Raw genomic sequence first — 25,789 nt, forward strand, 5'->3', positions numbered from 1 at the left:
AACCAGGACGCGGGCTGAACCGGGACGCGGGCCTGAACCAGAACGCGGGCTGAACCGGGCCGCGGGCCTGAACCGGGGCGTGTTCCGTGCCCCGCTCCCGGTGACCGGCACCTGCCGCAAGAGGTCGCCGGTGGCCGGGCGGGCCGCCGGGCGACGACCCCTTGCGTCCGCCGACCCGCTCTGGCTAGGTTCCCGATCATTGCGGTTCGAACAACTTGTCGAGGCGACCTCGTCCGCGTGCCACCACCACCGCCACGGCCACCGGGACGGGCTGCGCCGGCGCCGTTCGCGACGGGCGGCGCCCCGGCCGGCCTCGCCGTGCGGACCGGTTACTCGCCGGGGACGACGCCGCCCAAGGAGGACGCACATGCCCGGGTTAAGCCGCCGTCAGCTGTTCCGCGACGCCACGCTCGCCACCTCCGGGGTGGTCGCCGGACTGGCTCTGGAATCCCCCGCCCTCGCCGCGCCGGCCGCCGGAACGACCACCGACTGCGCCCTGCCGCTGGGCCCGGTGACGGCCCGCCCGGACGACCCCCGCTACCCCTACCTGGTCCAGCGCGGCGCGAAGCGCTGGTCCGGAACCCCGGACTACGTACGCGTGGTGGGCTCCACCCAGCACGTCGTCCAGGCCGTCCAGGAAGCGGTGGACGCCGGCAAGCGGATCGCGGTCCGCAGCGGCGGGCACTGCGCGGAGGGCTGGGTGGACGACCCCGCCGTCCGGGTCGTCATCGACCTGTCCGGGATGACCGAGGTCTCCTTCGACCCCGCGCGCAACGCGTTCGCCGTCGAGGCCGGGGCCACGCTCGGCGAGGTCTACCGGCGCCTGTTCCTCGGGTGGGGCGTGACCGTCCCAGCGGGCTGGTGCCCCGGCGTCGGCGCGGGCGGCCACATCGCCGGCGGCGGGTACGGCGTGCTGTCCCGCTCGATGGGCCTCGTCGTGGACCATCTGTACGCGGTCGAGGTCGTGGTGGTGGACAAGGCCGGCCGGGCGACGGCGGTCGTCGCCACCCGGGACGCGGCCGACCCCCACCGCGACCTGTGGTGGGCGCACACCGGCGGAGGCGGCGGCAACTTCGGCGTCGTCACCCGGTACTGGCTGCGCAAGCCCGGCGGGACCGGCTCCGACCCGGGCGCCCTGCTGCCCCGCGCCCCGGGGAGCGCGATCACCTTCTCCTGCCACTGGCCCTGGCAGGCCTTGGCGCTGGACGAGGCGAAGTTCACCCGGCTGATCCGCAACCACACCGACTGGTGCGAACGGAACAGCGCGCCCGGCACGCCCGCCACCCGCCTCTACGCGGACCTGACGGTGGGCCGCAAGGCCAACGACCTCAACATCACCAGCGGCCAGGTGTACGGCGCCGACGCCGACCGGCTGCTCGACGACTACCTCGCCGCGCTCGGCGCCGGAGTGGGCACCCCCGTCAACGTCGTCCGGACCCACCGGCCCTGGCTCGCCGCGGCGCTGAACGGCCCGGCCGCCAACGACTTCCGGCTCAAGATCAAGTCGGCCTATCTGCGGACCGGCTTCACCGACGGACAGCTCGCGACGATCCACCGGCACCTGACCCGCGAACAGGACCCGGGCCTCCTCTTCGGATCCGTCGGCATCGCCGGCTACGGCGGGCAGATCAGCGCCGTGGCCGCCGACGCGACCGCGTTCCCGCACCGCGACGCGGTGATGCGCATCCAGTACACCGCCGCCTGGGCCGACCCGGAACTCGACACCCGGTACGTCGACTGGCTCCGCGCGCTGTACCGCGACCTCTACGCCGACACCGGCGGCGTACCGGCCCCGGAGGACGGCGCGTACATCAACTACCCCGACGACGACCTGGCCGACCCCGACGTCAACACCTCGGGCGTTCCCTGGTCCACGCTCTACTACAAGGGCAACTACCCCCGGTTGCAGAAGATCAAGGCCCGCTGGGACCCGAGGAACGTCTTCCACCACACCCTCGGCATAGCCCTCCCCAGCTGAACCCACCCCGCACAACCCCCTGCACGGCCTCCCGAACGATCGGAGAAAGGCCAGGTCGGAAACGTCTGCCCTGGCCCTTTTCCGGAGCCACCCGAGGGAGTCACACCCTTGACCTACTCCGCACCGCCTCTGACGCACGCTCGCGCAGCAGCTCTCCCTGGCCTCGAATTCGCCGGCCGCAGCCGGCGCGTCGAGGCATGCGTCCACCACCCACCGCATCCGGCTCCCCTGGCTCCAGGCGCGGTTCAGCGGCTCTGTGGCGTAAACGGTGGTGACGGTACGGCTGCCGAACGCGGCGGACGCCTGCAGCGCCACGAAGACGGGCTCGGCCCCGAGCACAGCAAAAGGCCAGGTCACGGGCTATGTGACCTGGCCTTTTTCGGAGCCGCCTAAGGGAATCGAACCCTTGACCTACGCATTACGAGTGCGTCGCTCTGGCCGACTGAGCTAAGGCGGCAAGCTGCGTAAAGCCAGAGTGGCAGCCGCAGCGTCGCCCAGTCTACACAGTTTCCCGGGACCCTCCGCACGGGCCGGTGAGTGGGGTATCGCCGCAGGTCAGGAGCAGCGTCGGGGGCCGGACGGAGGGGTCCCTTCCAGAAGGTAGGTGTTGATCACCGTGTCCACGCAGTCGCTTCCCCGGCCGTAGGCGGTGTGCCCGTCGCCGTCGTAGGTGAGGAGGGTGGCGGAAGCGAGCTGGCCGGCCAGGGCTTCGGCCCACCGGTACGGGGTGGCCGGGTCGCGGGTGGTGCCGACCACCAGGATCGGGGCGGCGCCCGTGGCGCGCAGGGCGCGCGGGGTGCCGGTGGCGCGGGCCGGCCAGTAGGCGCAGTTGAGGGAGGCCCAGGCCAGGCCCTCGCCGAAGGCCGGGGACGCCTTGCGGAAGGCGGGCAGTGCCTTGGCCACGTCCGCGGGGCCCCGGAACGCCGGTGGCAGGTCCAGGCAGTTCACCGCCGTGTTGGCGTACATGAGGTTGGCGTACTCGCCGTCCTCCCGCTCGTAGTAGAGGTCGGCGAACTCCAGCAGCGCGGTGCCGTCGCCGTCCATGGCGGCGCTCAGCGCGGTGCGCAACCGGGCCCAGGAGCTCTCGTCGTACATCGCCGCGATCACGCCGGTGGTGGCGAGGGGTTCGCCGAGGTCGCGGGCGGCGTCGTCGGTGGGCACCGGTTCGCGGTCCAGCCGGTCGAAGAAGCCGGTGAGGCGCTCGGCGGCGGCCGCCGGGCCGCCGGAGCCCAGCGGGCAGTCCGGCTGTCCGGCGCAGTCCTCGGCGAAGGCCGTGAAGGCCGTCTGGAAGCCGGCCGTCTGGTCCCGGTTGACCTGCTCGGCGGTGAGCGCGGGGTCGAGTGCCCCGTCCAGCACCAGCCGGCCGACGCGGTCCGGGAACAGTTCCGCGTAGGTGGCGCCGAGGAAGGTGCCGTACGAGGCGCCGACGTAGGTGAGGGTGTCGTCGCCCAGCGCCGCCCGCAGCAGGTCCATGTCGCGGGCCGCTTCGGCCGTCGAGACGTGGTCGAGGATCCTGCCGCTGCGCCGCTCGCAGCCGGCCGCGAACCGCTGGTAGGCGGCGACGAGCCGGTCGACCTCGGCGGCGTCGTCGGGCGTCTGGTCGGTCCGGGTGAAGGTGTCCATCTCCTTGTCGGTCAGACACCGCACGGGCTCGCTCCCCGCCACTCCGCGCGGGTCCATCGCGACCATGTCGTACCTGGCGCGCACCAGGGCCGGATAGCCGACGCCGGCGTAGCCCTGCAGGTATCCGATCGCCGAGCCGCCGGGACCGCCGGGATTGACCAGCAGGGAGCCCAGGCGCTCGCCCGGACCGGTCGCCTTCCGGCGGGAGACGGCGAGTTCCAGGTCGTCGGAGGCGGTGGGGCGGTCGTAGTCCAGCGGGGCGCGGAGCGTGGCGCACTCGAATCCGGTCGGAGCGCAGTCACGCCAGCTCAGTTCCTGGTCGTAGTAGCGCTGCAGGGCGGCCGGGGGCGGGGCGGCGGAGGGGCGGGAGGGGTCGGCGGAGGTGTCCGCGCCGGCATCGCACCCGGACAGCAGCAGCGCCGCCGCTGCCAGCGCGCCCGCCGAACGGCGGAGTCCGCGGCCAGCCCCCGGACCTCTCCGCAGGTCGTTCCTCCAGCTGATCCTCATCGAATGGGCGCCCTTCGGTCCTGGTACGCGGCGGCATCGGATGTGCGGAGAGTATCCGGAGCGCTACGTTCCATGCGCGGGCCGAGGGTGCGGAGGACTCGTACGGGTGAGGGGCGGCCCTACCGACCCGTCCGAGGCGGGCCCTTCCGGCCCGTCCGAGGCGGGCCCTTCCGACCCCTCGGAGGCGGGCCCTCCCGACCCGTCCGGGGCGGTGCGGCCGGCCACCGCCAAGTGCTCGGGCACCTCGTCGCCCAGGATCTCCGGTGCGCGCTGTACCCGGCCACCGGCGGCGACGGCGGGCGGCGGGCCCCGGCGGCGACCGCGGGCGGTGCCGCGGACCGCGGGCGGCGGTACGGCGGCCGGCGGGCGGCGGTCAGCCGGCGCGCAGCGCCATCGTCATCGCCTCCACCGCCAGCAGCGGCGCGACGTTCCGGTCCAGGGCCTGGCGGCAGGCCGTCACCGCCTCGATCCGGCGCAGCGTCCGCTCCGGCCGGGAGCCCGCCGCCACCCGCTCCAGGGCGTCCCGTACGTCGGTGTTGGCGATGGCCACCCGGGACCCGATCTGCAGCGCCAGCACATCCCGGTAGAAGCCGGTGAGGTCGGTCAGCGCGAGATCGAGGCTGTCCCGCTGGGTCCGGGTCGCCCGGCGCTTCTGCCGGTCCTGGAGTTCCTTCATGGCTCCGGCGGTGCCGCGCGGCAGCCTCCCGTTGGTGCCCGCGGCGGCGCCCAGGGCGGCCCGCAGCTCCTCGGTCTCCTTCGCGTCCACCTCCTCGGCCAGCTGCTTGGCGTCCTCCGTCGCCGCGTCGATCAGCTCCTGGGCGGCCTTGAGGCAGCCGCCGACGTCGTCGACGCGCAGCGGCAGCTTCAGTACGGCGGCGCGCCGGGCCCGGGCCCGTTCGTCGGTGGCCAGTCGGCGGGCGCGCCCTATGTGGCCCTGGGTGGCGCGGGCGACCGACGCGGCGAGCTGCGGATCGATGCCGTCCCGGCGGACCAGGACCTCCGCCACGGCGTCGACCGGGGGGGTGCGCAGGGTCAGGTGGCGGCAACGCGAGCGGATGGTCGGCAGCACGTCCTCCAGGGACGGTGCGCAGAGCAGCCACACGGTACGCGGAGCGGGCTCCTCCACGGCCTTGAGCAGCACGTTCGCGGCGCCCTCGGTCAGTCGGTCGGCGTCCTCCAGCACGATGACCTGCCAGCGGCCGACGGCCGGGGCGAGCTGGGCCCGGCGGACCAGCTCCCGGGTCTCCTTCACACCGATGCTGAGCAGGTCGGTCCGGACGATCTCGACATCGGCGTGGGTGCCGACCAGGGTGGTGTGGCAGCCGTCGCAGAAGCCGCAGCCGGGCACACCGCCCAGGGCGCGGTCCGGGCTGACGCACTGCAGCGCGGCCGCGAAGGCGCGGGCGGCGGTGGCCCGGCCGGAGCCGGGCGGGCCGGTGAACAGCCAGGCGTGCGTCATCCTGGACCCGCCGGTGGCGCCGGGCCCCCCTGGTCCGGCGTCGAGCGGCTCCGAGCGGCCGGTGACGGCGGCGGTGCCCGCCGCGTCGGCCTGCTGGGCCGACGCCGCCGTGACCAGGGCGTCCGCGTCGCGCGCGGCAGCGGTCAGCTGGACCGCCACACGGTCCTGTCCGACCAGGTCGTCCCACACCGACATCGTCGCCTCCAGCATGACGTTCTCGCGGTTACCCATTGTGGGGCACCGCACCGACAGCGGCGGCCGGCCGCGGCCCGGCGCACGGCGCGGCTCCCGCCGGACCCGCGGTCCCTGCTCCCGGCGCCGCCCGGGCGTGCATGCCCGCCCCGCGGGCCGGCCGGGGGGGGGAGCGAGCCCAGCTCCCGGCGCCCGGCGATGCGCGCCCAGCCCCCACGAGCCGGCCGGGGGAAGCGAGCCCGGCGCCCAGCGCCGCCCGGGCGGGCGCGACCGGCCCCCGCGAGCCGGACGGGGGAATGAGCCCGGCTCCCCGCCGTACGGGCCCGGCCCCCGCGAGCCGACCGAGGGAACGAACCAGGCTCCCCGCCGTAACGGGCCCGGCCCCCGCGGGCCGGCCGGGGGTGGTGGGCCCGCGGACATGACGCTGCCCCCGCGCTCGGCACGGGGGCAGCTCGGCACGGGGGCAGCTCGGCACGGGGCAGTGTGCGGCCACCGGGGCCGGGGCGCCCTGCGGCCCCCCGGCCCGCGCTCAGCGGCGGTAGCGGCCGTCCTCGTCCTCGCCGTACGGGCCCAGGAGTTCATCGGCCAGCGACGGCAGGTCGTCCATCGGCGTCTCCTCGGCCCACTCCGGCCGGCGGCGGCCGCTGCCGCGCTCGGGCGCCTCCGGCGCCGGCCCCTGGAGGTGCGGCAGCTCCCGCGTCCGGTCGTTGTCCGACCCCCCGGCACGCGACCGCGAGGCGTCCTCCTCCTCCGGGCGGAACAGCCACGGCGGCACCCGGTCCGCCGGGTCCGCGGGCCGGTCCGGGTCGAGGCGGACCGGCGGCAGGACCGCGGTCTCGTCCGCCGCGCCGGAACCGGAATCCGCGCCGCCGCCCGGCGGGGCCGGGGGCTGCGGCAGCTGGGTGGTCTCCTCGGCGTCCGGCCCGCCGGACGCACGGCGCCCGTCCTCGGGCCGGAGCGGCGGGAGCACCCTGGTCTCGTCCGCCGCCGTGTCCCGCTCGGCCGGGCCGGACCCGCGCGGATCCGGGGTGCCGGGACGCACCGGGGGCAGGACGGCCGTCTCGTCGGCTTCCCGCCGGTCGGCTCCCGGACGGACGGCGGGGGTCTCCACCGTCGGCGCCTCCGCCGCGGGCGGCCCGGCCACGGGAGTCTCCACCGTGGGGGACTCGTCGCCGGCCTCCGGGCCGCTGCCGGCGGCCGCGTCGCCGCGCTGCCCGGCCGCCGTCGGCGTCTCCACCGTGGGGGCGTCCGGCACGGCCGTCACCCGCGGCGTCTCCACCGTGGGGGCCTCGTCGGACGCGCCGGGCGCCGCCCCGGCCCGCCCGGAGCGGCCGGAGGCGTCCCGGCCGGCGGCCTTCGGGGCACCGCCGCGGGTGAGCCCGTCGGAGCCGTGCCGCGCGACCTCCTCGCGGCCGGCCCCGGCGGCGGTGCCGGTGTCCGCGGCCCGGCGCGCCTGCTCCGCGCGGAGCAGCGCCTGCTCCGCCTCGCGCTGCCTCTCCAGCCGCCGGGCCTCCGCCTCGGCCCGCTGCCGGGCCTGCTCCTCGGCCTCCCGGCGCAGCCGCTCCTCCTCCAGCGCCCGGGCGCGGGCCTCCGCCTCGGCGCGCTGCCGGGCCTGCTCCTCGGCGACCCGGCGCTGCCGCTCCTCCTCGAGGGCGCGGGCGCGGTCCTCCGCCTCGATGCGCCGGCGCTCCTCCTCGGCCCGGCGGCGGGCGTCCTCGGCCCGCTTGCGGGCCTCCTCGGCCTGCCGCTCGGCCTCGCGCTGCCGCGCCTCCTCCAGCTCCCGGCGCTTGCGCTCCTCTTCCTCGGCCCGCGCCTTGGCCAGCGCTTCCTGGCGTTCGCGCTCCAGCCGCTCCTCCTCCGCCTTCCGGGCGGCCTCTTCCTCGGCCCGGCGGCGGGCTTCCTCCTCGGCGGCCTTCCGGGCCTCCTCCTGGGCCTTCACCTCGGCCTCGGACAGCGGCAGCATCCGGTCGAGCCGGTGCCGCACGACGGTGGTGACCGCCTCCGGCAGCTGGCCCGCGTCCACCACGAGGTAGCGGCCGGGGTCGGCGGCGGCGAGGGTGAGGAACCCGGCCCGCACCCGCTGGTGGAACTCGGCGGGCTCGGACTCCAGCCGGTCCGGTGCCTCGGTGAAGCGCTCCCGGGCGGTCTCCGGGGAGACGTCGAGCAGCACGGTCAGGTTGGGCACCAGGCCGTCGGTCGCCCAGCGGGAGATACGGGCGATCTCGGTGGGTGCCAGATCGCGCCCGGCGCCCTGGTAGGCGACCGAGGAGTCGATGTAGCGGTCGGTGATGACGACGGCGCCGCGCTCCAGCGCGGGGCGGATCACCGAGTCGACGTGTTCGGCGCGGTCGGCGGCGTACAGCAGGGCTTCCGCGCGGTGCGAGATGCCGGCCGAGGAGACGTCGAGGAGGATCGAGCGGAGCCGCTTGCCGATGGCGGTGGCGCCCGGTTCGCGGGTGACGACCACCTCGTGGCCCTTGCCGCGGATCCAGTCCGCGAGCGCCTCGACCTGCGTGGACTTGCCCGCCCCGTCGCCGCCCTCCAGGGCGATGAAGAAGCCGGTGGCCGGCGGTGCCTCCACCGCGTCACCGCCGCGCAGCGCCTCGCGCAGGTCGCGCCGGAGCGGCACGCCCTGCCGGTCGTCGGTCTTGCCCAGGATCAGCGCGGCGACCGGCAGCAGCAGCGCGCCGACCAGCATGAGGGTGAAGGCGGCTCCGCCGTGCGCGAAGACGAAGTCCCCGTTCACCAGGCGGTGCGGGCCGATCGCGGCGGCCAGCAGCGGGGCGGTGACCGCTCCGAGCCCGACGAAGACCCGGACCACGGCGTGCAGGTGCTCGGTGACGCGGGCCTGCCGGGACTCCTCGGCCTCCTGGTCGAGCAGGGCGTGGCCGAGCTGGGCGGCGACCCCGGCGGAGACGCCCGCCACCGCGATGATCAGCAGCACCGTGGTCGCGTCGTGCACCAGCCCCGCCGCCAGCAGCGCCAGGCCGGTCAGCGCGATGGACAGGGCGAGCAGCCGGCGCCGGGACAGCCCGGGCAGGATCTTCGGCGCGGTGCGGATGCCCAGCACCGGGCCGCCGCTCAGGGCCAGCACCAGCAGCGAGAAGGCCACCGGGCCGCCACCGAGGTCGGCGGCCTGCAGCGCGGCGACGCCCACGGCCGCGGCGATGGCGCCGGCGATCGCCGCGGAGGCCAGCACCAGGTGCGGGACCGCCCCGGTGCGGCCCCGCTCGGGGCCGCCGGCGGTGCCGCGCGGCCGGCGCATGCCCTCCAGCGGGGAGCGCGCGCGGGGCGTCCGCGCGGCGGGCAGTTCGAGGACGGCGAGGACCGAGACCGCGGCGGCGAACAGCCCGGCCGCCACGTAGGAGCCGAGCGCGGCCTGGTGGTCGTGGAACCACTCGATACCGGAGCCGAGGAGGTTGCCCACGAGGGTCGCGGCGAGCAGCACCGCCGCGGCGATCGGCAGGGTGGCGAAGGTGGTGCGCAGCGACAGCCGGCGCAGTGCGTCGAGGTGGTCCGGCAGCGGCCGGACCGCGGCGCCCTCGGCGGGCGGGGCGGGCAGCAGCGCGGGGGCGGCGTCGTCCTTGGCGACGGTCCAGAAGCGTTCCGCGACACCGACGACGAAAGCGGTGATCAGGAGCCAGGCGAGCGCGTCCCCGGGGGTCCAGTCGATCCACAGCGGGGCGATGACGAGCAGCGCCAGCCGCACCCCGTCCGCTCCGACCATGGTCCACCGGCGGTCGAGCGGACCGCCGGATCCGACCAGCGCGGAGATCGGGCCGAGCAGCACCGCGCCGAACAGCACGGTCGCGAAGAGCCGCACGCCGAGCAGCGCCGCGACCGCGAACGCCGCGCCCCGGTAGCCGCCTCCGAAGGAGCCCTCGGCGACCGCGGCCTGCAGCGAGAGCAGCAGGAGCACCAGCACCGCGAGGGCGTCCGCGACACCGCTCACGAGCTGGGCACCCCACAGCCGCCGCAGCGGAGGGTGGCGCAGGAGGGCGCGTACGGCACGCTCGCGGGAGTCCGCGGCAAGGGCGCCGGATGTGGGGGTCACGTCCGTTGGCTGCTCGGCTCGCGTCATCCCGCCAGCCTATCCGGATCGCGTGAATCCACGTGCCCTGCACCCGAACAAACGCCCGGCGGCCCGGTGACCAGCGGGGGCGTGGCGCACCGCCCGAAGCCGCCGCGCCGGCACCGCAGAGCCACCGGTGCCGGCCCGGAGTCCGACCGCGGGCCCCTGGTGTGCCGGTGACGTTGCGGGGCCGGCCGGTCCCACGCGGCTCCCCGGGGCGCGGGCGACGGCAGGAGCACCGGTGCGGCCCGCGCGGATCCTCCGGGGATCCGCGCGGGCCGCACCGGTGCCGGGCAGCCGCTACTCGGTGGTCGAGGAGCTGTTCGCCGCGGTCTTCTTCGCGGTGGCCGCCTTCTTGGCGGTCGTCGTCTTCGCCGCCGTCTTCTTGGCGGTCGTCTTCTTCGCCGTCGTCGTCTTGGCCGCGGTCTTCTTGGCCGCGGCCTTCTTCGCCGGGGCCTTCTTGGCGGTCGTCTTCTTGGCCGCCGTCTTCTTCGCGGTCTTCTTCGCCGGGCCCTTGGCGCGCTTCTCCGCCAGCAGCTCGTAACCGCGCTCCGGCGTGATCGTCTCGACGCTGTCGCCGGTGCGCAGCGTCGCGTTGGTCTCGCCGTCCGTCACGTACGGGCCGAAACGGCCGTCCTTGACGACCACCGGACGCTCGCTGACCGGGTCCGTGCCCAGCTCCTTCAGCGGCGGCTTGGCCGCGGCGCGACCGCGCTGCTTGGGCTGGGCGTAGATGGCCAGCGCCTCCTCCAGCGTGATCGTGAAGAGCTGCTCCTCGTTCTCCAGGGACCGCGAGTCGGTGCCCTTCTTGAGGTACGGGCCGTAGCGGCCGTTCTGCGCGGTGATCTCCACGCCCTCCGGGTCGGTGCCCACCACGCGCGGCAGCGACATCAGCTTCAGCGCGTCCTCGAGGGTGACGGTGTCCAGGGACATCGACTTGAACAGCGAGGCGGTCCGCGGCTTGACGGCGTTCTTGCCGGTCTTCGGGGTGCCCTCGGGCAGCACCTCGGTGACGTACGGGCCGTAGCGGCCGTCCTTGGCGACGATCTGGTGGCCGGTGGCCGGGTCGGCGCCCAGCTCGAAGTCGCCGCTCGGCTTGGCGAGCAGTTCCTCGGCGTACTCGACGCTCAGCTCGTCCGGCGGCAGGTCGTCGGGGACGTCGGCGCGCCGGCCGGTCTCGCCCTCGGTGTCGCTCGGCTTCTCGATGTACGGGCCGTAGCGGCCGACGCGGAGCACGATGCCGTTGCCGACCGGGAACGAGGACACCTCACGGGCGTCGATCGCGCCCAGGTCGGTGACCAGTTCCTTCAGCCCGCCCAGGTGGTCCCCGTCGCCGTTGCCGGCGTCGGCGGCACCGTTGCCGCCGTCCTCACCGGCACCGAAGTAGAAGCGCTTGAGCCACGGCACGGCCTGCGCCTCGCCGCGCGCGATGCGGTCGAGGTCGTCCTCCATCTTGGCGGTGAAGTCGTAGTCGACCAGCCGGCCGAAGTGCTTCTCCAGCAGGTTGACCACGGCGAAGCTGAGGAAGGACGGGACGAGCGCGGTGCCCTTCTTGAAGACGTAGCCGCGGTCCAGGATGGTGCCGATGATCGAGGCGTACGTCGAGGGGCGGCCGATCTCCCGCTCCTCCAGCTCCTTGACCAGCGACGCCTCGGTGTAGCGGGCCGGGGGCTTGGTCGCGTGGCCGTCTGCGGTGATCTCCTCGGCGGAGAGCGGGTCGCCCTCGGCGACCTGCGGCAGCCGCCGCTCGCGGTCGTCGAGCTCGGCGTTCGGGTCGTCGGCGCCTTCCACGTAGGCCTTCATGAAGCCGTGGAAGGTGATGGTCTTGCCGGACGCGGAGAACTCGGCGTCCCGGCCGTCGCTCGCGGTGCCGCCGATCTTCACGGTCACCGAGTTACCGGTGGCGTCCTTCATCTGGGAGGCGACGGTCCGCTTCCAGATCAGTTCGTACAGCCGGAACTGGTCGCCGGTGAGGCCGGTCTCCGCGGGGGTGCGGAAGCGGTCGCCGGAGGGGCGGATCGCCTCGTGCGCCTCCTGCGCGTTCTTCACCTTGCCGGCGTAGGTGCGCGGCTTGTCCGGCAGGTAGTCGGCCCCGTACAGCTGGGTGACCTGCGCCCGGGCGGCCGCGACGGCGGTCTCCGACAGCGTGGTGGAGTCGGTTCGCATATAGGTGATGAAGCCGTTCTCGTACAGCTTCTGCGCCACCTGCATGGTGGCCTTCGCGCCGAAGCCCAGCTTGCGCGACGCCTCCTGCTGGAGGGTGGTGGTGCGGAACGGCGCGTACGGCGAGCGCCGGTACGGCTTGGACTCCACCGAGCGGACCGTGAACCGGGTGTCCGCCAGCGCCGCGGCCAGCGCCCGGGCGGCCGGCTCGTCGAGGTGGAGGGTGTCGGTCCGCAGCTGCCCGTTCGGGCCGAAGTCACGGCCCTGGGCGACGCGCCGCCCGTCCACCGACGCCAGCCGGGCGCCGAAGGTCGCCGGCTCCCCGGCGCCACCGCGGCCCGGGGAGAAGGTGCCGGTCAGGTCCCAGTACTCGGCGGAGCGGAACGCGATGCGCTCGCGCTCCCGCTCGACGACGAGACGGGTGGCCACCGACTGGACCCGGCCCGCGGACAGCCGGGGCATGACCTTCTTCCACAGCACCGGCGAGACCTCGTAGCCGTAGAGACGGTCGAGGATGCGGCGGGTCTCCTGGGCGTCGACCAGGCGCTGGTTCAGCTCGCGCGGATTGGCGACGGCCTCCCGGATGGCGTCCTTGGTGATCTCGTGGAAGACCATCCGGCGCACCGGGACCTTGGGCTTGAGCACCTGCTGCAGGTGCCAGGCGATGGCCTCGCCCTCCCGGTCCTCATCGGTGGCGAGGAAGAGTTCGTCGGAGTCGGCCAGCAGCTCCTTGAGCTTCTTGACCTGGCTCTTCTTGTCGGCGTTGACGACGTAGATCGGCTGGAAGTCGTGCTCGACGTCCACACCGAGCCGGCGCACCTCGCCGGTGTACTTCTCGGGCACCTCGGCGGCGCCGTTCGGCAGGTCGCGGATGTGCCCGACGCTGGCCTCGACGACGTAGCCAGGGCCGAGGTAGCCCTTGATCGTCTTCGCCTTGGCAGGCGACTCGACGATGACGAGTCGGCGGCCGCCCTGTGCGGTCTCGCTGGTCGGGGACAACTTCGCTCTTCTTTCCGGTCGGCGCTCGGTGAACGGGACCTCTACGGCTCCGTGTCATTACGGTGACGCTGCGGAGTGTGACGGTACATCCCGCCCCCGTGTCAAACGGAAAAAGCCCACAACGCCACTCGAACGGTAACCCGACAAGCGGCCTGTGTGCCGCCCGGACCGGTACACCACCCCCTCGAACACGCTGCGGAGTCGTTGTCCACTCCTCGGTCCGCGCCCCCGCCGGGCCCCCGCGCGGACCCTTTTCCGGCCCGGCGACGGCGGTCCGCGAGGCCGCCCGGGGCGTCCGGAAATCGGGCAGGAAGCCAGGTCAGACGGGGCGGAGCCCGATCAGACGTACCCGAGGCACCAGAACGCGCCGCCGAGCGAGGCGGCGCTGAAGAGAACGGAGAGTACGGGACCCACGACGGGATGTGCGCCCGCCGCCACCGGCAGACGGCGCCGGACGCGGTCCGCCGTCCACAGCAGCAGTCCGGCGCCGAACAGGGCGAATGCCGCCGCGGCGAAGATCGCAGGTCCGCTCTCCATGAGCGGCAGCGTGCCACCCGGGAGCGGCCCGGGCACGAACCCCCGGTGAACTCCGCGCGTCCTGTGCGTCCGAAAACCGTCTCCGGCGGTCTCCGGCGCAACCGGCGCGGCCCGGCGGGGCGGGCACGCCCGGTCACGATCCCGCGGCCGGTCACCCGGTCACGAACCGTGGCCGGTCACCCGGTCATGGTCCCGCGGCCGGCCCGCACCGCCCCGCGTTCCGCCGCCGGAACGCTCAGGACTCCCCCACCGGGATCAGGAATCCCTGCTCGACCAGCAGCCGAATGGCTTCCGGCGTGCGGTCCCGCAGCAGCACCGGGTCCTCGCCGAGCAGCTGGGCGATGGCGTCCAGGATCCGCCCGGCACTGAGCGACCCGTCACACACGCCCGCGAATCCCGCGCCCACCGTGTCGACCTTGGTGGCCCGCCGCATACCCCGGTTCTGCCGCAGCACCACGTGCTCCGGGTCCTCCGCACCGGGCAGCCCGACCTGCTCCTGCACCACCTCGTCGGCCAGCCGGAAGCGGGCGCCGAGCAGGGCCGCGTCGTCGTGCGCCCGGAGGTAGTCCTGGCGGTCGAAGTGGTCGGCGACCACCGCCCCCAGCGGCTGCTCGACCGGGTGCGGCCACTCCTCCACGACCACCGAGGGCCGCTCCGCCCCGGACTTGCGCAGCGTGATCCAGCCGAAGCCGACGGCCTTCGTCTTCCGGGCCTGGAACTCCTCCAGCCAGGCGTCGTACCGGGCCGCGTACCGCGCCGGGTCGCCCAGGTGCTCCCCGGCGTCGCGCAGCCACAGCTCGGCGTACTGCGTCACGTCCTGCGTCTCGCGCTGCACGATCCAGGCGTCGCACCCCTCGGGCACCCAGGACCGCAGCCGGTCGCGCCAGTCCTCGCCCTCGACGTGCTCCCAGTTGGCCAGCAGCTGGCACCAGCCGCCCGCGTTGAGGTGGGCGGCGGCCTGCTGCACCAGCGTCCGGCACAGCGCGTCCCCGCCCAGCCCGCCGTCGCGGTACACCAGCCGGCCGGCGGGCGAACCGTCGCCGGACGGGTCGCCGGGGAGCCGGGCGGGCGAGATCACGAACGGCGGGTTGGAGACGATGAGGTCGAAGGTCTCGCCGTCGACCGGTTCGAACAGCGACCCCTCCCGCAGGTCCGCCTCCGGCGCGCCGGACAGCGCCAGGGTCAGCCGGGTGAAGTGCAGGGCACGCGGGTTGAGGTCGGTGGCGGTGACCCGGGTGGCGTGCCGGCCGGCGTGCAGCGCCTGGATACCGGAACCGGTGCCCAGGTCGAGGGCCTTGCCCACCGGCTGCCGGATGGTGACCCCGGCCAGCGTGGTGGAGGCGCCGCCCACCCCGAGGACGAGCTGCGAACGGTCCACTTCGCCGGCCGCGGCGAGCCCGTTCGCCCCGCCGACCGCGCAGCCCAGGTCGGAGACGATCCACCAGTCCTCGCCCGCCGGGCCCCCGTACGGGCGGACGTCCACCACGGCACGGACCTCGTCGGCCGAACCCTCCGTACCGTCACCGGAACGGACCAGCCAGCCGTCCGCCAGGCACTCGGCGACCGGCAGCACGGCGCGCGCCCGCTCGTAGGGCACCCGCCGCTGCAGCAGGAACAGCCGCACCAGGGTCGCGAGCGCGCCGTCCTGCCGGGTGGCGCGCTCGGCGGGCACGGTCTCCCCCCGGGCGAGCGCCGCGTAGGCGGGCGCGCCGAGCAGGTCGAGCAGCCCGTCGGCGGTGAAGTCGGCGGCCAGCAGCGCCTCCCGGAAGCGGGGGGTGCGGTCGGGATCCGCGGTGGGCAGGGCGGTCGGCAGGTGCGTACTCACGGCTCCATTGTCGGGGCAACCGCGGGCAATCGGTGAAGTCCGGCCGCCGCCCGGCGAGGTGTCGGAAGCCGGGACGCGGTGGCCGGTGGGCCGGGATGCGACCGGTGGGCCGGGACGCGACCGGTGGGCCGGGATGCGACCGGAGTGCCGCCGGTCGTGCGGACCGGGCCATCGCCGCGGTGGCCGGTGGGCCGGCCGGGCGGGGCGGACCGGGCCATCGCCGCGGTGCCGAACGCCGGGCCGCGGTGGCCGGTGGGCCGCGGTGGCCGGTGGGCCGCCCGGGCGGGGCGGGCGACCGCCCGCGGCCGGGCGGTGGCGCGCCGCTCGGCGGCCGCCGTGCCGTCGCTGCGGCGGCACCACGGCCGGCGGAGCGACGGCACCGCTGCCTTAGGGACCTCGGCGGTGGGCCCGCCGGACCGGCGGACCGTCCCCGGCGTCGTGCGGCGACCGCCGGCCCGGCCGCCGCGCCGGGTGGCGGGCAGGCGGGGCCGGGCGCGGTCAGCCGGTCATCCGGTCGGGCTGGCGGACGCCGCGACCTTCTGGCAGCCCGGCTGCTTGGCCATGGCCTGGCCCAGCTCTCCGGCCTGCAGCTTCTGCAGCGACGTGGTGGCCGACTTGACGATCTTCGGGGGCTCCTCCTGGATCTCCCGGAGTCCCTGGGCGAACTTGCCCTTGTCGGCGGTGTTCAGCTCGTCGACGGCCGTCTTGAGGTCCGCGTAGCGCTTGGACGCCGCGTTGAGCCCCTTGACCGCCTCGCTCTGGGTCTTCACACCGTTGTCGACGGGCGGCTCACCGGCCTTCTGGACCGCCTTGGCCAGCTCCGCGTAGCCGTCGGAGATCTTCTGGTACGCCGCCGAGCTCGCCTGCTGGTACTTCTTCGGGTCCTGTTCGTCCGTGACGGCTTCGATCTCCGTGCTGGCGTCCAGGATGTTCTTCAGCTGCGGTTGCGCCGAGTCACAGACCTGCTTGGCCCACTCGTTGGCCTTGTCCTCGCCGTCGTCATCGCTGCAACCGCTCAGGGCCAGTACGAGTGCCGCACCGCCGGACAGTGCCGCAATGAGCTTCTTGTTCACCGGATAGGTCCCTTCCATGGCTCTCGGCCTCGGAAACATACACGGCCGGGCTCTGGAGACCGGCGGGAGAGCGTCCCGTATGAGCGTCATTGGAACCATTTGCGGCGAGCTGGGTGTGTCGTGTCACTCGTCATGCGGACGGACGGGCTGCGCGTCAACACGCGCGGCCCGCCCGTCCGTTCACTGCGGTGCGGCGGCCTGGGGTCAGGACACCACCGCCGGGTCGGCCGGCTGCGCGACCCGCTCGGAGTTGCCTTCGTCACCCACCGCGATCCCGCGCCGCTTGGACACGTAGACCGCGCCGACGATGACCACGATCGCCGCGACGGCGATCCCCGCCCGCAGCCCCGGGCTGGCGTCGTCGCCGTAACTGAACTTCACCACCGCCGGTGCGATCAGCAGCGCCACCAGGTTCATCACCTTCAGCAGCGGGTTGATGGCGGGGCCGGCGGTGTCCTTGAACGGGTCCCCGACCGTGTCGCCGATCACCGTCGCGGCGTGCGCGTCACTGCCCTTGCCCCCGTGGTGACCGTCCTCCACCAGCTTCTTCGCGTTGTCCCAGGCGCCGCCGGAGTTCGCCAGGAACACCGCCATCAGCGTGCCGGCGCCGATCGCGCCCGCCAGGAACGAGCCGAGCGCACCGACACCCAGCGCGAAGCCCACGGTGATCGGCGCCATGACCGCCAGCAGGCCCGGTGTGGCGAGTTCCCGGAGCGCGTCCTTGGTGCAGATGTCGACCACCCGCCCGTACTCGGGCTTCTCCGTGTAGTCCATGATCCCGGGCTTCTCGCGGAACTGCCGGCGGACCTCGAAGACCACCGCGCCCGCCGAACGGGACACCGCGTTGATCGCCAGCCCGGAGAAGAGGAAGACGACGGCGGCGCCGAGCACCAGCCCGACCAGGTTGTTCGGCTGCGAGATGTCCAGGCTCAGGTTCATCTCCCCGGCGACGTCCGCGTTCACGTCGGCCACCGCCTCGGCGATGGCGTCACGGTACGAACCGAACAGCGCGGCGGCGGCGAGCACCGCGGTGGCAATCGCGATGCCCTTGGTGATGGCCTTGGTCGTGTTGCCGACCGCGTCCAGGTCGGTGAGCACCTGGGCGCCCGCGCCCTCCACGTCACCGGACATCTCGGCGATGCCCTGCGCGTTGTCGGAGACCGGCCCGAAGGTGTCCATGGCCACGATGACGCCGACGGTGGTCAGCAGACCGGTGCCGGCCAGGGCCACCGCGAACAGCGCCAGCATGATGCTGGTGCCGCCGAGCAGGAAGGCCCCGTAGACGCTCAGCCCGATGAGCACCGCCGAGTACACCGCGGACTCCAGACCGATCGAGATGCCGGAGAGCACCACGGTGGCGGGGCCGGTCAGCGACGTCTTGCCGATGTCCCGGACCGGCCGCCGGCTGGTCTCGGTGAAGTAGCCGGTGAGCTGCTGGATGAGCGCGGCGAGCACGATGCCGATCGCCACCGCGACCAGGGCCAGCACCCGCGGGTCGCCGTCGTGGCCGAGGATCTCCTGGTCGGTGACCCCGTCCAGATCGGCGTACGAGGACGGCAGGTAGGCGAAGACCGCGCCCGCCACCAGCACCAGCGAGATCCCCGCCGAGATGAAGAAGCCGCGGTTGATCGCGGACATGCCGCTGCGGTCGGAACGGCGCGGCGCCACCGCGAAGATGCCGATCATCGCGGTCAACACCCCGATCGCCGGGACGATCAGTGGGAAGGCCAGACCCGAGTCGCCGAAGGCCACCTTGCCGAGGATCAGCGCGGCGACCAGCGTCACCGCGTACGACTCGAAGAGGTCCGCGGCCATGCCCGCGCAGTCGCCGACGTTGTCGCCCACGTTGTCCGCGATGGTCGCGGCGTTGCGCGGGTCGTCCTCCGGGATGCCCTGCTCGACCTTGCCGACCAGGTCCGCGCCGACGTCGGCGGCCTTGGTGAAGATGCCGCCGCCCACCCGCATGAACATGGCGATGAGTGCGGCGCCCAGGCCGAAGCCCTCCAGCACCTTGGGCGCGTCGGCCGCGTAGGCCAGCACCACGCACGAGGCGCCGAGCAGGCCCAGCCCCACGGTGAACATGCCGACCACTCCGCCCGTCCGGAAAGCGATCTTCATCGCCTTGTGGGAAACGGCCGTCAGGTCCGGCTCGCCGGAAGGAGAAGAGGGGGAACCTCCCTCGGCACCGCCCGTGGCGGAAGCGGGCACCGGGGTCGCCTCACGGGCCGCCGCAGCCACTCGGACATTGCTGCGCACCGCGAGCCACATCCCGAGATAGCCGGTGGCCGCCGAGAATGCGGCACCGACGAGAAAGAACAGGGAACGACCCAGGCGCTGCGACCAGTTGTCCGCGGGCAGCAGCATGAGCAGGAAGAACACGATGACGGCGAATCCGCCGAGCGTGCGCAACTGCCGTGCGAGATAGGCATTGGCGCCTTCCTGCACGGCGGCAGCGATCTTCTTCATACTGTCCGTGCCCTCGCCGGCGGCGAGTACTTGTCGTACGAGCACCACGCCCACGGCAAGGGCGGCCAGCGCGACAGCGGCGATCACCAGCACGATCACGCGGTTGTCGTCGGTCAGTTCCGCGGCGGCCAGAGTTGATGAGAAGTCAAGCTGATGAGGGGTGAGAGGCCCCGCCATTCGTCCTCCTTGACGTTTGGCACATGGGCGCGCAGCTGCACTGCGACCGCAGAACAGCCGCCACGCTCAGGCGTCCTGAGCTCAAGATGTGGACGGATTGTAGGTAGCCGCACCCGATCAAAACAGGGTCCCGGAAAGGTAATTCGCCTGCACCAGCGAAGATCAATAGGTTTGCCGTTCACGAATTCCCCCGGACGAAGGAAACTCGTTAATCCGCTGACCCCCCGCAGGCGATCATTTAAGGGATCAATAAATGATCTCGGAGTCCTATGAACGGACCTGTTCAGAGCCGCTCCGCAATGCCCGGCACACCACCGGAACGAGTGATGCGCCGACGGGCTCGCCAGGGGGCCCGGAACGGATCCGGCACCACCGCGCAGACCCCGCGCGCCCTCGCACGGCGGTGCCGCCACCCAGCACAGCGACCGGAACCGTCCGGTGACCACCCCCACCACCGAGCCGCACCGGCCGGCCGCAGGGAGCGGGGAGACGGGGACCGGGAGCCGGGGTCCCGGGGCCGGGTCCCGGGAGCGGGGAGTGGGATTCCGGGGGCGGGAGCGGTCCCGGGAGCGGGGTTTTCAGGAGCCGGGTTCCGGGAGCGGGCCCCGCGGCCGGGTCCCGGGAGCGGTGAGGTTCCGGGGCCACTCCGCACCCGGACCGCCGTGGGTGACCCGGCAGGCGAGGAAGGGGTGACCCCGGCAGGCGAGGAAGAGTCCGGAAGGTCCCCCAGGCAGGGTCGGACAGACCGCCGCGGGCAGGGGAACGTCCCCGGAGGGCCGGCCGCGGCGGAGGAGGACCGGGACGAGGGGGGCTGCCCCGGTCGAAGGTGGGTGGCCCCGGAGAGACGGGGACGACCTCGGACGGGGGTGGGCGGGCCCGGACGGACGTAAGGCCCCGAGCAGGGGTCGGTGCACGGACCGGCCGCAGGGACAGTCCGGCGGAGGAACTGGAGCAGGGGCGCAGACGAGCGAACCGGCGCGGCGTCTGAAAGGCGAGTGTCCGGCCCGGCAGCACCGGGCCCGCGAGCGCCGACCGGAACGAGACAGCGACCGGTACCGGCCGCCACGGAAAGGGAACCCTCCACGCGGCAGGGTGAAACAGGAGGCCGACGGCCGATGCCTGCCGGAACGGAACCGACCACGGCGAGGTCGGCGCGGGCGTGGCCTACTACGGCAAGGTCGGCGCGGGTGTGGTGGGCCAGCTCATGCGGATGACCCCGCCCGCCGCGCTGGTCGACACCTCGACCTCGTCGACGAGCCCGCTGATGACCGCGAGCCCCATCTCGTCGTCACTCTCGGCCGCCGTGTCGTCGGCGCCCTCAGCGGAGGGTTCGGCCCCCGGCGAACCAGGGGCGGCGGGTCCGGCAGTGGTGCTGCGCGGCGCCGCGTCACCCACCTCGATGGAGAACTTCTTCTCCTCCTCGTTCAGAACCACGCTCACCGGCGACGTGATCCCGTTGCTCCGATGGAGCCCTACCGCGCGGCTGCAGGCCTCGCCGACGGCGAGCCGCACTTCGTCGAGCGCGGCTTCGTCCACCCCGGCCCGGCGGGCTACGGCCGCCGCCACGAGGCGGGCCGTCCGTACGTGCTCGGGCAGGGCACTGAAGCGCAGTTCGACGGTGGCCATGCCATCCCCCTCGGATGTACGGGCGTACGTCTCAGGGGGGCCGGGCGATTCCGCCCGGTACCCCCTTCGGTCTTCCCGCGGAGACTGAATAAAAGTGATCAGTCGGTCGCCGCGACAGCGTCTTCGACCGAGGTGTGAATCGGGAACACCTTGGTCAGTCCGGTGATACGGAAGATCTTGAGAATGCGCTCCTGGTTGCAGACCAGGCGCAGGGAGCCCTCATGGGCACGCACCCGCTTGAGCCCACCTACGAGCACGCCGAGCCCGGTGGAGTCGAGGAAGTCGACGCCTTCCATGTCCACGACCAGGTGGTAGCTCCCGTCGTTGACAAGCTCGACCAGCTGCTCGCGCAGCTTGGGCGCGGTGTATACATCAATCTCGCCACCGACCTCGACGACCGTGCGGTCGCCTACGGTCCGGGTCGACAGGGACAGGTCCACGGATCCTCCAGCACCTTGCATCGAGCGGTCGCCCCCCATGGATCGGCAGCCGCGATGGCATTCAATCACTTACCAGCAGGCGCGCACGACGCCTTGAGCCCATTGTCTGTCACTCCGGTGACACACTCGGTGTCGATGGCCCAGAACCAACTCCCGCCCCAGGCGGGCATACGCCCCTCACCCCGGACCGTACTCGGGCGGATCGCTCGCGGGGCAGACAGGGCTGCGCGCATCACTCATACGGAGCACTTGCCCCCGCGCATCGGCAGCCATGCCCGCTGGCCTGAACGGATCCGTCCGGAAGTGGTTGCCGCCATTCGGACGGCAGGTGTCGACCAGCCCTGGGAACACCAGGCCCGTACCGCCGAACGAGCGATGAACGGTGAGTCGGTGGTGGTCGCCACCGGCACCGCCTCCGGAAAATCGCTCGCCTATCTGGCACCGGTGCTGAGCGCGCTGCTGGACGGCACACCGACGTCCCAGGAGAGCACCGGGCGCTCCGCGGGTGTCTCCCGGGGCGCCGGCGGGCGCGGAGCGACCGCCCTGTACCTGTCCCCCACCAAGGCCCTCGCCGCCGACCAGCGCCGCACCGTGGCCGAGCTGTCCGCGCCGCTCGGCCACGCGGTGCGGGCGGCCGTCTACGACGGGGACACCCCGGTCGAGGAGCGCGACTGGATCCGCCGGCACGCCAACTACGTCCTCACCAATCCGGACATGCTGCACCGCGGGATCCTCCCCGCCCATGCCCGATGGTCCTCCTTCCTGCGCTCCCTGCGCTTCGTGGTGGTCGACGAGTGCCACACCTACCGGGGAGTCTTCGGCTCGCACGTCGCGCAGGTGCTGCGCAGGTTGCGCCGGATCTGCGCCCGGTACGGGGCGTCCCCGGTCTTCCTCCTCGCCTCCGCGACGGCGGCCGACCCGGCGGTGGCCGCGACCCGGCTGACCGGCGTGCCGGTCAGCGAGGTCACCGAGGACGCCTCGCCCCGCGGCGAGGTCGTCTTCGCCCTCTGGGAGCCCCCGCTGACCGAGCTGCACGGGGAACAGGGCGCCCCGGTCCGCCGGACCGCCACCGCCGAGTCCGCCGACCTGCTGACCGATCTGGCGGTCCAGGGCGTCCGCACGATCACCTTCGTACGCTCGCGGCGCGGCGCGGAGCTGATCGCTCTGATCGCCCAGGAACACCTGGCCGCCGTCGACCGGTCCCTCCCCTCCCGGATCGCCGCCTACCGGGGCGGCTATCTGCCCGAGGAACGCCGCGCCCTGGAGCGCGCGCTGCACTCCGGTGAACTCCTCGGGCTGGCCGCCACCACCGCCCTCGAACTCGGCATGGACATCGCCGGCCTGGACGCCGTCGTGATCACCGGGTACCCCGGCACCCGGGCCTCCTTGTGGCAGCAGGCCGGCCGGGCCGGACGGGCCGGCCAAGGCGCACTGGCGATCCTGGTGGCCCGGGACGACCCGCTGGACACCTATCTGGTCCACCATCCGGAGGCCCTCTTCCAGCGGCCGGTCGAATCGACCGTGCTGGACCCCGACAACCCGTACGTGCTCGCCCCGCACCTGTGCGCGGCGGCCGCCGAGCTGCCGCTGACCGACGCCGACCTGGATCTCTTCGGCCCCGCCGCGGTGGAGCTGATGCCCCAGCTGGAGCAGCGCAGGCTGCTGCGCCGCCGGGCGACGGCCTGGCACTGGACACGCCGGGAACGCGCCACCGACCTCACCGACATCCGCGGCACCGGCGGGCGGCCCGTCCAGATCGTGGAGGAGGCCACCGGACGGCTGCTGGGGACGGTGGACGCCGCCGCGGCGCACACGACCGTCCACGACGGCGCGGTCCACCTGCACCAGGGGCGCAGCTACCTGGTGCGGCGCCTCGTTCTGGAGGATTCCGTCGCCCTCGTCGAGGCGGCCAGCCCCCCGTATTCGACGACCGCCCGGGACACCACGGCGATCTCCATCCTGGAGACCACCACCGAGGTGCCCTGGGGCGACGCCCGGCTGTGCTTCGGTTCCGTCGAGGTCACCAACCAGGTCGTCTCCTTCCTCCGTCGCAAGCTCATCACCGGTGAGGTGCTGGGCGAGTCCAAGCTGGACCTGCCGCCCCGCACCCTGCGGACGCGGGCCGTGTGGTGGACGGTGACCCAGGACCAGCTGGACGAGGCCCGCGTCCTGCCCGAGGCGCTGGGCGGGGCCCTGCACGCCGCCGAGCACGCCTCCATCGGCCTGCTGCCGCTCTTCGCCACCTGCGACCGGTGGGACATCGGCGGCGTATCCGTCCCGCTCCACCCCGACACGCTGCTGCCCACCGTCTTCGTCTACGACGGGCACCCCGGCGGCGCGGGCTTCGCCGAGCGCGCCTTCCACACCGCCGCGCGCTGGCTCACCGCCACCCGCGAGGCGATCACCGCCTGCGAGTGCGAGTCGGGCTGCCCGTCCTGCATCCAGTCACCCAAGTGCGGCAACGGCAACGATCCGCTCGACAAGAAGGCGGCCATCCGGTTGCTGGCCACCCTGCTCACCGGCGCTCCTCCGACCGCCGAAGACCCCGGGCAGGCCGACTGACGCCCCCGGCCGGTCACCCCCGACCTCGTCCCCGGCACCTCCTCGATTCACGGCCCCCGGCGTGCGCGAGCCCCATCCCGCCTCCTTCCATGGCCGTCATCGGCTGGGGTGTCACCGGCTCGTGGCTGTCATCAGCTCGGTGGTGCCATCGGCTCGGTGGTGCCACCGGACTCGGGGGCCACCGGCCCGTAGCTGTCGCCGGCTCGGTGGTGCCACCGGCTTGTCGGGGTCACCGCCTCAGGGGTGCCACCGGCTTGTGGCTTCCATCGGGGCGTGAGTCTCGTCCGCTTGTGGGTCTCACCGCTTGTGGGTCTCACCGCCTCGTGGGTGTGTGACCGGCTCGGCTCGTAGGTCTGTGACCAGCTCTGGTTGTGACCGGCTTGTGGTGGTCACCGGTTCTCGGGCGGTGGCATCACGGCCGGATCGTCCGCACGGGCACCCTCGCGGGGTGACTGGCCCGGCGCGGGACCGCGCTCCGGCGGTATCGCCTCCGCCGGCCCCGCCCGGGAGCGCACCCGGGATGTGAACGGCCCGGTCCGTACCTCCGCCGTGAGGTCCGCGATCTCGCCCTGGACCCCGCAACGCACCACACGAGCCCCCTGGGCGCCCGCCACGCGCTCGGCGAGGCGGCAGGCGGCACGCGGGCCCTGCAGCGCGTGATCCGCGGCTGCGAGCGCTGCCAGGTCCGCCGCGCCGCCCGCGCGATGGCGGGCCACCGTGACCTGCCCCAGGGTGAAGAGCGCGGCGAACACCGCGCACAGCGCCGTGGCGGCGACCGCGGCCCACACCGTCGCCGAACCGCGGTCCCGCTCCCGCCAGGAGCCGCGAGCGCGACCACCGTCGGGGCCGGGCCCGGCGGTGGGGCCGCGCCCGGCGGCGGTCAGGTGCACCGGTACGGCGGCGGCCGACACGGGTACCGGCGCGGGCACCGGGGTGAGGCCGTGGCCCGGGTCGGGGTCCGGGTCGGGATCGGGGACGAGGACGGGGACGGGGACGGGGACGGGGTCACCATGCAAGGCACGAGGGTGGTCGATGCCGGGATCCGAGCCACGAACGGGATCGGTGCCGCGCTCCTGGCCGGGGTGCGGGCCGAGGTCGCGCGCCGGATCGCGGTCCTCGATGTGGTTCCCGTCGTTGGGGTGGTTCCCGTCGTCCCAACGGTCGAGGTGATGGTGGCCGCCGCCCAACCGGCCCCGGTGGTCACGACGGGCCGGCTCGCGCTGGGCGCCGCGGTCCCGACCTCGATGGTCGCCAAGGTCCTGCTGCCGGCAGGTCTGACCGAGGGCGATCTTCATGACACCTCCTCCTTCCCGCCCCGGGAGCCGTGTCCGGGCCACACCGCAGCGGCCTCACCATCCGCGGCCGCTCCCCCGGGGTCCTTCGCAGGGACCCCGCCGGCACGGTCCTCGGCCAGGGCCACCGCCTCGCCGTGCAGCCGGACGGACAGGGCGCCCGGGCCGGCCGTGTCCACTTCGACCCGCACCCGGATTAGGTCGCCTTCACGTCGCAGGATCACCTCGGCGCCGTCCGGGGCGGCGGAACGGGCGGCGGCGACCGCGGCGGCGGGCGATTCGGAGCGAGCCGCGGCCCGGGCCCCCGCCCGGGCCGCGTCCACGCACCTCAGCTGGTCGGAAGCCGCCATCAGGCCCCAGATCAGCGTGACGGCGAAGAGCACCAGGACCGGCGCCGCGACGGCTGCCTCCGCGGTGACGAAACCACCGTCGCCGCTCGAAGGCCGTCCCTCCGGCCGCCCCTGCCACCGTGACCACCCAGGCCACTCCGACCGCCGCTGCCGCTCCTCGGCGCCGGGGGTCGCCTCAGAACTGCGCATTGAGCGCCCGCTCGATCACCGAACGGAGCGCGTTACTCACCGGGGCGCTCGTCACCACCTTGTAGAGCACCAATCCGAACGCGCAGGCCCCGACGGTTCCCACCGCGTACTCTGCCGTCGTCATGCCTGCCTGGGCCCTGGAGCGCAGAGCCACGCGCACCGCCTTGAACCGCCGGGCGCACCACGTCCTGAGTGTCATGCCGAGCATTACGTCCCCCTCGTTTCCATTCCAGCTTTCGGTGTGTTCGGTCTGCTTCGG

General features: G+C 73.9%; 15 protein-coding genes, 1 tRNA gene and 1 pseudogene. 2 read left to right on the forward strand and 15 right to left on the reverse strand.

Annotation, left to right across the window (positions count from 1 at the left end; translation table 11 throughout):
• Nucleotides 1–367 precede the first annotated feature (367 nt).
• Nucleotides 368–1,978, forward strand: coding sequence for an FAD-binding oxidoreductase (locus ACH4B3_RS20050; protein ID WP_398464381.1), 1,611 nt, complete (start codon nucleotides 368–370; stop codon nucleotides 1,976–1,978).
• 383 nt (nucleotides 1,979–2,361) lie between these two features.
• On the opposite strand, the gene ACH4B3_RS20055 is transcribed toward ACH4B3_RS20050, so the two are convergent.
• The 12 genes and pseudogenes from ACH4B3_RS20055 to bldG all read right to left on the reverse strand — a co-directional run bounded on the left by ACH4B3_RS20055 (nucleotide 2,362) and on the right by bldG (nucleotide 21,137).
• Nucleotides 2,362–2,435 (reverse strand) — tRNA-Thr (locus tag ACH4B3_RS20055).
• Nucleotides 2,436–2,533: 98 nt separating this feature from the next.
• Entirely contained in the window at nucleotides 2,534–4,108 is a 1,575-nt protein-coding gene (locus ACH4B3_RS20060; RefSeq protein WP_398464383.1) for an alpha/beta hydrolase, read from the reverse strand.
• A gap of 213 nt (nucleotides 4,109–4,321) precedes the next feature.
• Nucleotides 4,322–4,423, reverse strand: a pseudogene (locus ACH4B3_RS20065) (DNA-binding protein WhiA); the annotation flags it as partial.
• A 58-nt stretch (nucleotides 4,424–4,481) separates the two neighbouring features.
• On the reverse strand, nucleotides 4,482–5,762 hold the full coding sequence (locus ACH4B3_RS20070; protein ID WP_398464648.1) for a DNA polymerase III subunit delta': 1,281 nt from the start codon (nucleotides 5,760–5,762) through the stop codon (nucleotides 4,482–4,484).
• 526 nt (nucleotides 5,763–6,288) lie between these two features.
• Nucleotides 6,289–9,840 (reverse strand): dTMP kinase, encoded by a 3,552-nt coding sequence (gene tmk, locus ACH4B3_RS20075; RefSeq protein ID WP_398464385.1) that lies wholly within the window; start codon nucleotides 9,838–9,840, stop codon nucleotides 6,289–6,291.
• A gap of 291 nt (nucleotides 9,841–10,131) precedes the next feature.
• Complete coding sequence (topA, locus tag ACH4B3_RS20080; RefSeq protein WP_398464386.1) at nucleotides 10,132–12,993, reverse strand: type I DNA topoisomerase; 2,862 nt, start codon at nucleotides 12,991–12,993, stop codon at nucleotides 10,132–10,134.
• Between the two features lie 339 nt (nucleotides 12,994–13,332).
• Nucleotides 13,333–13,530: a hypothetical protein gene (locus ACH4B3_RS20085; protein WP_398464387.1), complete on the reverse strand. Its 198-nt coding sequence runs from the start codon at nucleotides 13,528–13,530 to the stop codon at nucleotides 13,333–13,335.
• A gap of 235 nt (nucleotides 13,531–13,765) precedes the next feature.
• Nucleotides 13,766–15,355 carry a methyltransferase gene (locus ACH4B3_RS20090; RefSeq protein ID WP_398464389.1) on the reverse strand — a complete coding sequence of 530 codons (1,590 nt, stop codon included), beginning with the start codon at nucleotides 15,353–15,355 and terminating at the stop codon, nucleotides 13,766–13,768.
• 506 nt (nucleotides 15,356–15,861) lie between these two features.
• Complete coding sequence (locus ACH4B3_RS20095) at nucleotides 15,862–16,428, reverse strand: small secreted protein (protein WP_398464650.1); 567 nt, start codon at nucleotides 16,426–16,428, stop codon at nucleotides 15,862–15,864.
• A gap of 204 nt (nucleotides 16,429–16,632) precedes the next feature.
• Nucleotides 16,633–19,071 (reverse strand): sodium-translocating pyrophosphatase, encoded by a 2,439-nt coding sequence (locus ACH4B3_RS20100; protein WP_398464391.1) that lies wholly within the window; start codon nucleotides 19,069–19,071, stop codon nucleotides 16,633–16,635.
• A gap of 1,167 nt (nucleotides 19,072–20,238) precedes the next feature.
• Complete coding sequence (locus tag ACH4B3_RS20105) at nucleotides 20,239–20,697, reverse strand: ATP-binding protein (protein WP_398464393.1); 459 nt, start codon at nucleotides 20,695–20,697, stop codon at nucleotides 20,239–20,241.
• A gap of 98 nt (nucleotides 20,698–20,795) precedes the next feature.
• A complete protein-coding gene (bldG, locus tag ACH4B3_RS20110) occupies nucleotides 20,796–21,137 on the reverse strand; it encodes an anti-sigma factor antagonist BldG (protein WP_009716787.1) in 342 nt (113 codons plus the stop codon).
• A gap of 54 nt (nucleotides 21,138–21,191) precedes the next feature.
• Between bldG and ACH4B3_RS20115 the strand changes: the two genes are divergently transcribed.
• Nucleotides 21,192–23,699 (forward strand): DEAD/DEAH box helicase, encoded by a 2,508-nt coding sequence (locus ACH4B3_RS20115; protein ID WP_398464395.1) that lies wholly within the window; start codon nucleotides 21,192–21,194, stop codon nucleotides 23,697–23,699.
• A 389-nt stretch (nucleotides 23,700–24,088) separates the two neighbouring features.
• On the opposite strand, the gene ACH4B3_RS20120 is transcribed toward ACH4B3_RS20115, so the two are convergent.
• The 3 genes from ACH4B3_RS20120 to ACH4B3_RS20130 are packed head-to-tail and all read right to left on the reverse strand — an operon-like array spanning nucleotide 24,089 to nucleotide 25,738.
• On the reverse strand, nucleotides 24,089–24,994 hold the full coding sequence (locus tag ACH4B3_RS20120) for an Rv3654c family TadE-like protein (RefSeq protein ID WP_398464397.1): 906 nt from the start codon (nucleotides 24,992–24,994) through the stop codon (nucleotides 24,089–24,091).
• Entirely contained in the window at nucleotides 24,991–25,530 is a 540-nt protein-coding gene (locus ACH4B3_RS20125) for a TadE family type IV pilus minor pilin (RefSeq protein WP_398464399.1), read from the reverse strand. The genes ACH4B3_RS20120 and ACH4B3_RS20125 overlap by 4 nt, the downstream gene beginning before the upstream one ends.
• Nucleotides 25,517–25,738 carry a DUF4244 domain-containing protein gene (locus tag ACH4B3_RS20130; protein ID WP_398464401.1) on the reverse strand — a complete coding sequence of 74 codons (222 nt, stop codon included), beginning with the start codon at nucleotides 25,736–25,738 and terminating at the stop codon, nucleotides 25,517–25,519. Before ACH4B3_RS20130 ends, ACH4B3_RS20125 begins: the two co-directional genes overlap by 14 nt.
• Between the last annotated feature and the right edge of the window lie 51 nt (nucleotides 25,739–25,789).

Origin of the sequence: Streptomyces sp. NPDC018031 (assembly GCF_044327625.1) — a bacterium.
Classification (GTDB): Bacteria; Actinomycetota; Actinomycetes; order Streptomycetales; family Streptomycetaceae; genus Streptomyces.

Coding starts and splice junctions, on each gene's coding strand:
- ACH4B3_RS20105 (WP_398464393.1), bottom strand. CDS start 20,697: ATGGCCACCGTCGAACTGCGCTTCAGTGCCCTGCCCGAGCACGTACGG.
- ACH4B3_RS20085 (WP_398464387.1), bottom strand. CDS start 13,530: ATGGAGAGCGGACCTGCGATCTTCGCCGCGGCGGCATTCGCCCTGTTC.
- ACH4B3_RS20050 (WP_398464381.1), top strand. CDS start 368: ATGCCCGGGTTAAGCCGCCGTCAGCTGTTCCGCGACGCCACGCTCGCC.
- ACH4B3_RS20125 (WP_398464399.1), bottom strand. CDS start 25,530: ATGCGCAGTTCTGAGGCGACCCCCGGCGCCGAGGAGCGGCAGCGGCGG.
- tmk (WP_398464385.1), bottom strand. CDS start 9,840: ATGACGCGAGCCGAGCAGCCAACGGACGTGACCCCCACATCCGGCGCC.
- ACH4B3_RS20070 (WP_398464648.1), bottom strand. CDS start 5,762: ATGTCGGTGTGGGACGACCTGGTCGGACAGGACCGTGTGGCGGTCCAG.
- ACH4B3_RS20120 (WP_398464397.1), bottom strand. CDS start 24,994: ATGAAGATCGCCCTCGGTCAGACCTGCCGGCAGCAGGACCTTGGCGAC.
- ACH4B3_RS20060 (WP_398464383.1), bottom strand. CDS start 4,108: ATGAGGATCAGCTGGAGGAACGACCTGCGGAGAGGTCCGGGGGCTGGC.
- ACH4B3_RS20115 (WP_398464395.1), top strand. CDS start 21,192: ATGGCATTCAATCACTTACCAGCAGGCGCGCACGACGCCTTGAGCCCA.
- ACH4B3_RS20100 (WP_398464391.1), bottom strand. CDS start 19,071: ATGGCGGGGCCTCTCACCCCTCATCAGCTTGACTTCTCATCAACTCTG.
- ACH4B3_RS20130 (WP_398464401.1), bottom strand. CDS start 25,738: ATGCTCGGCATGACACTCAGGACGTGGTGCGCCCGGCGGTTCAAGGCG.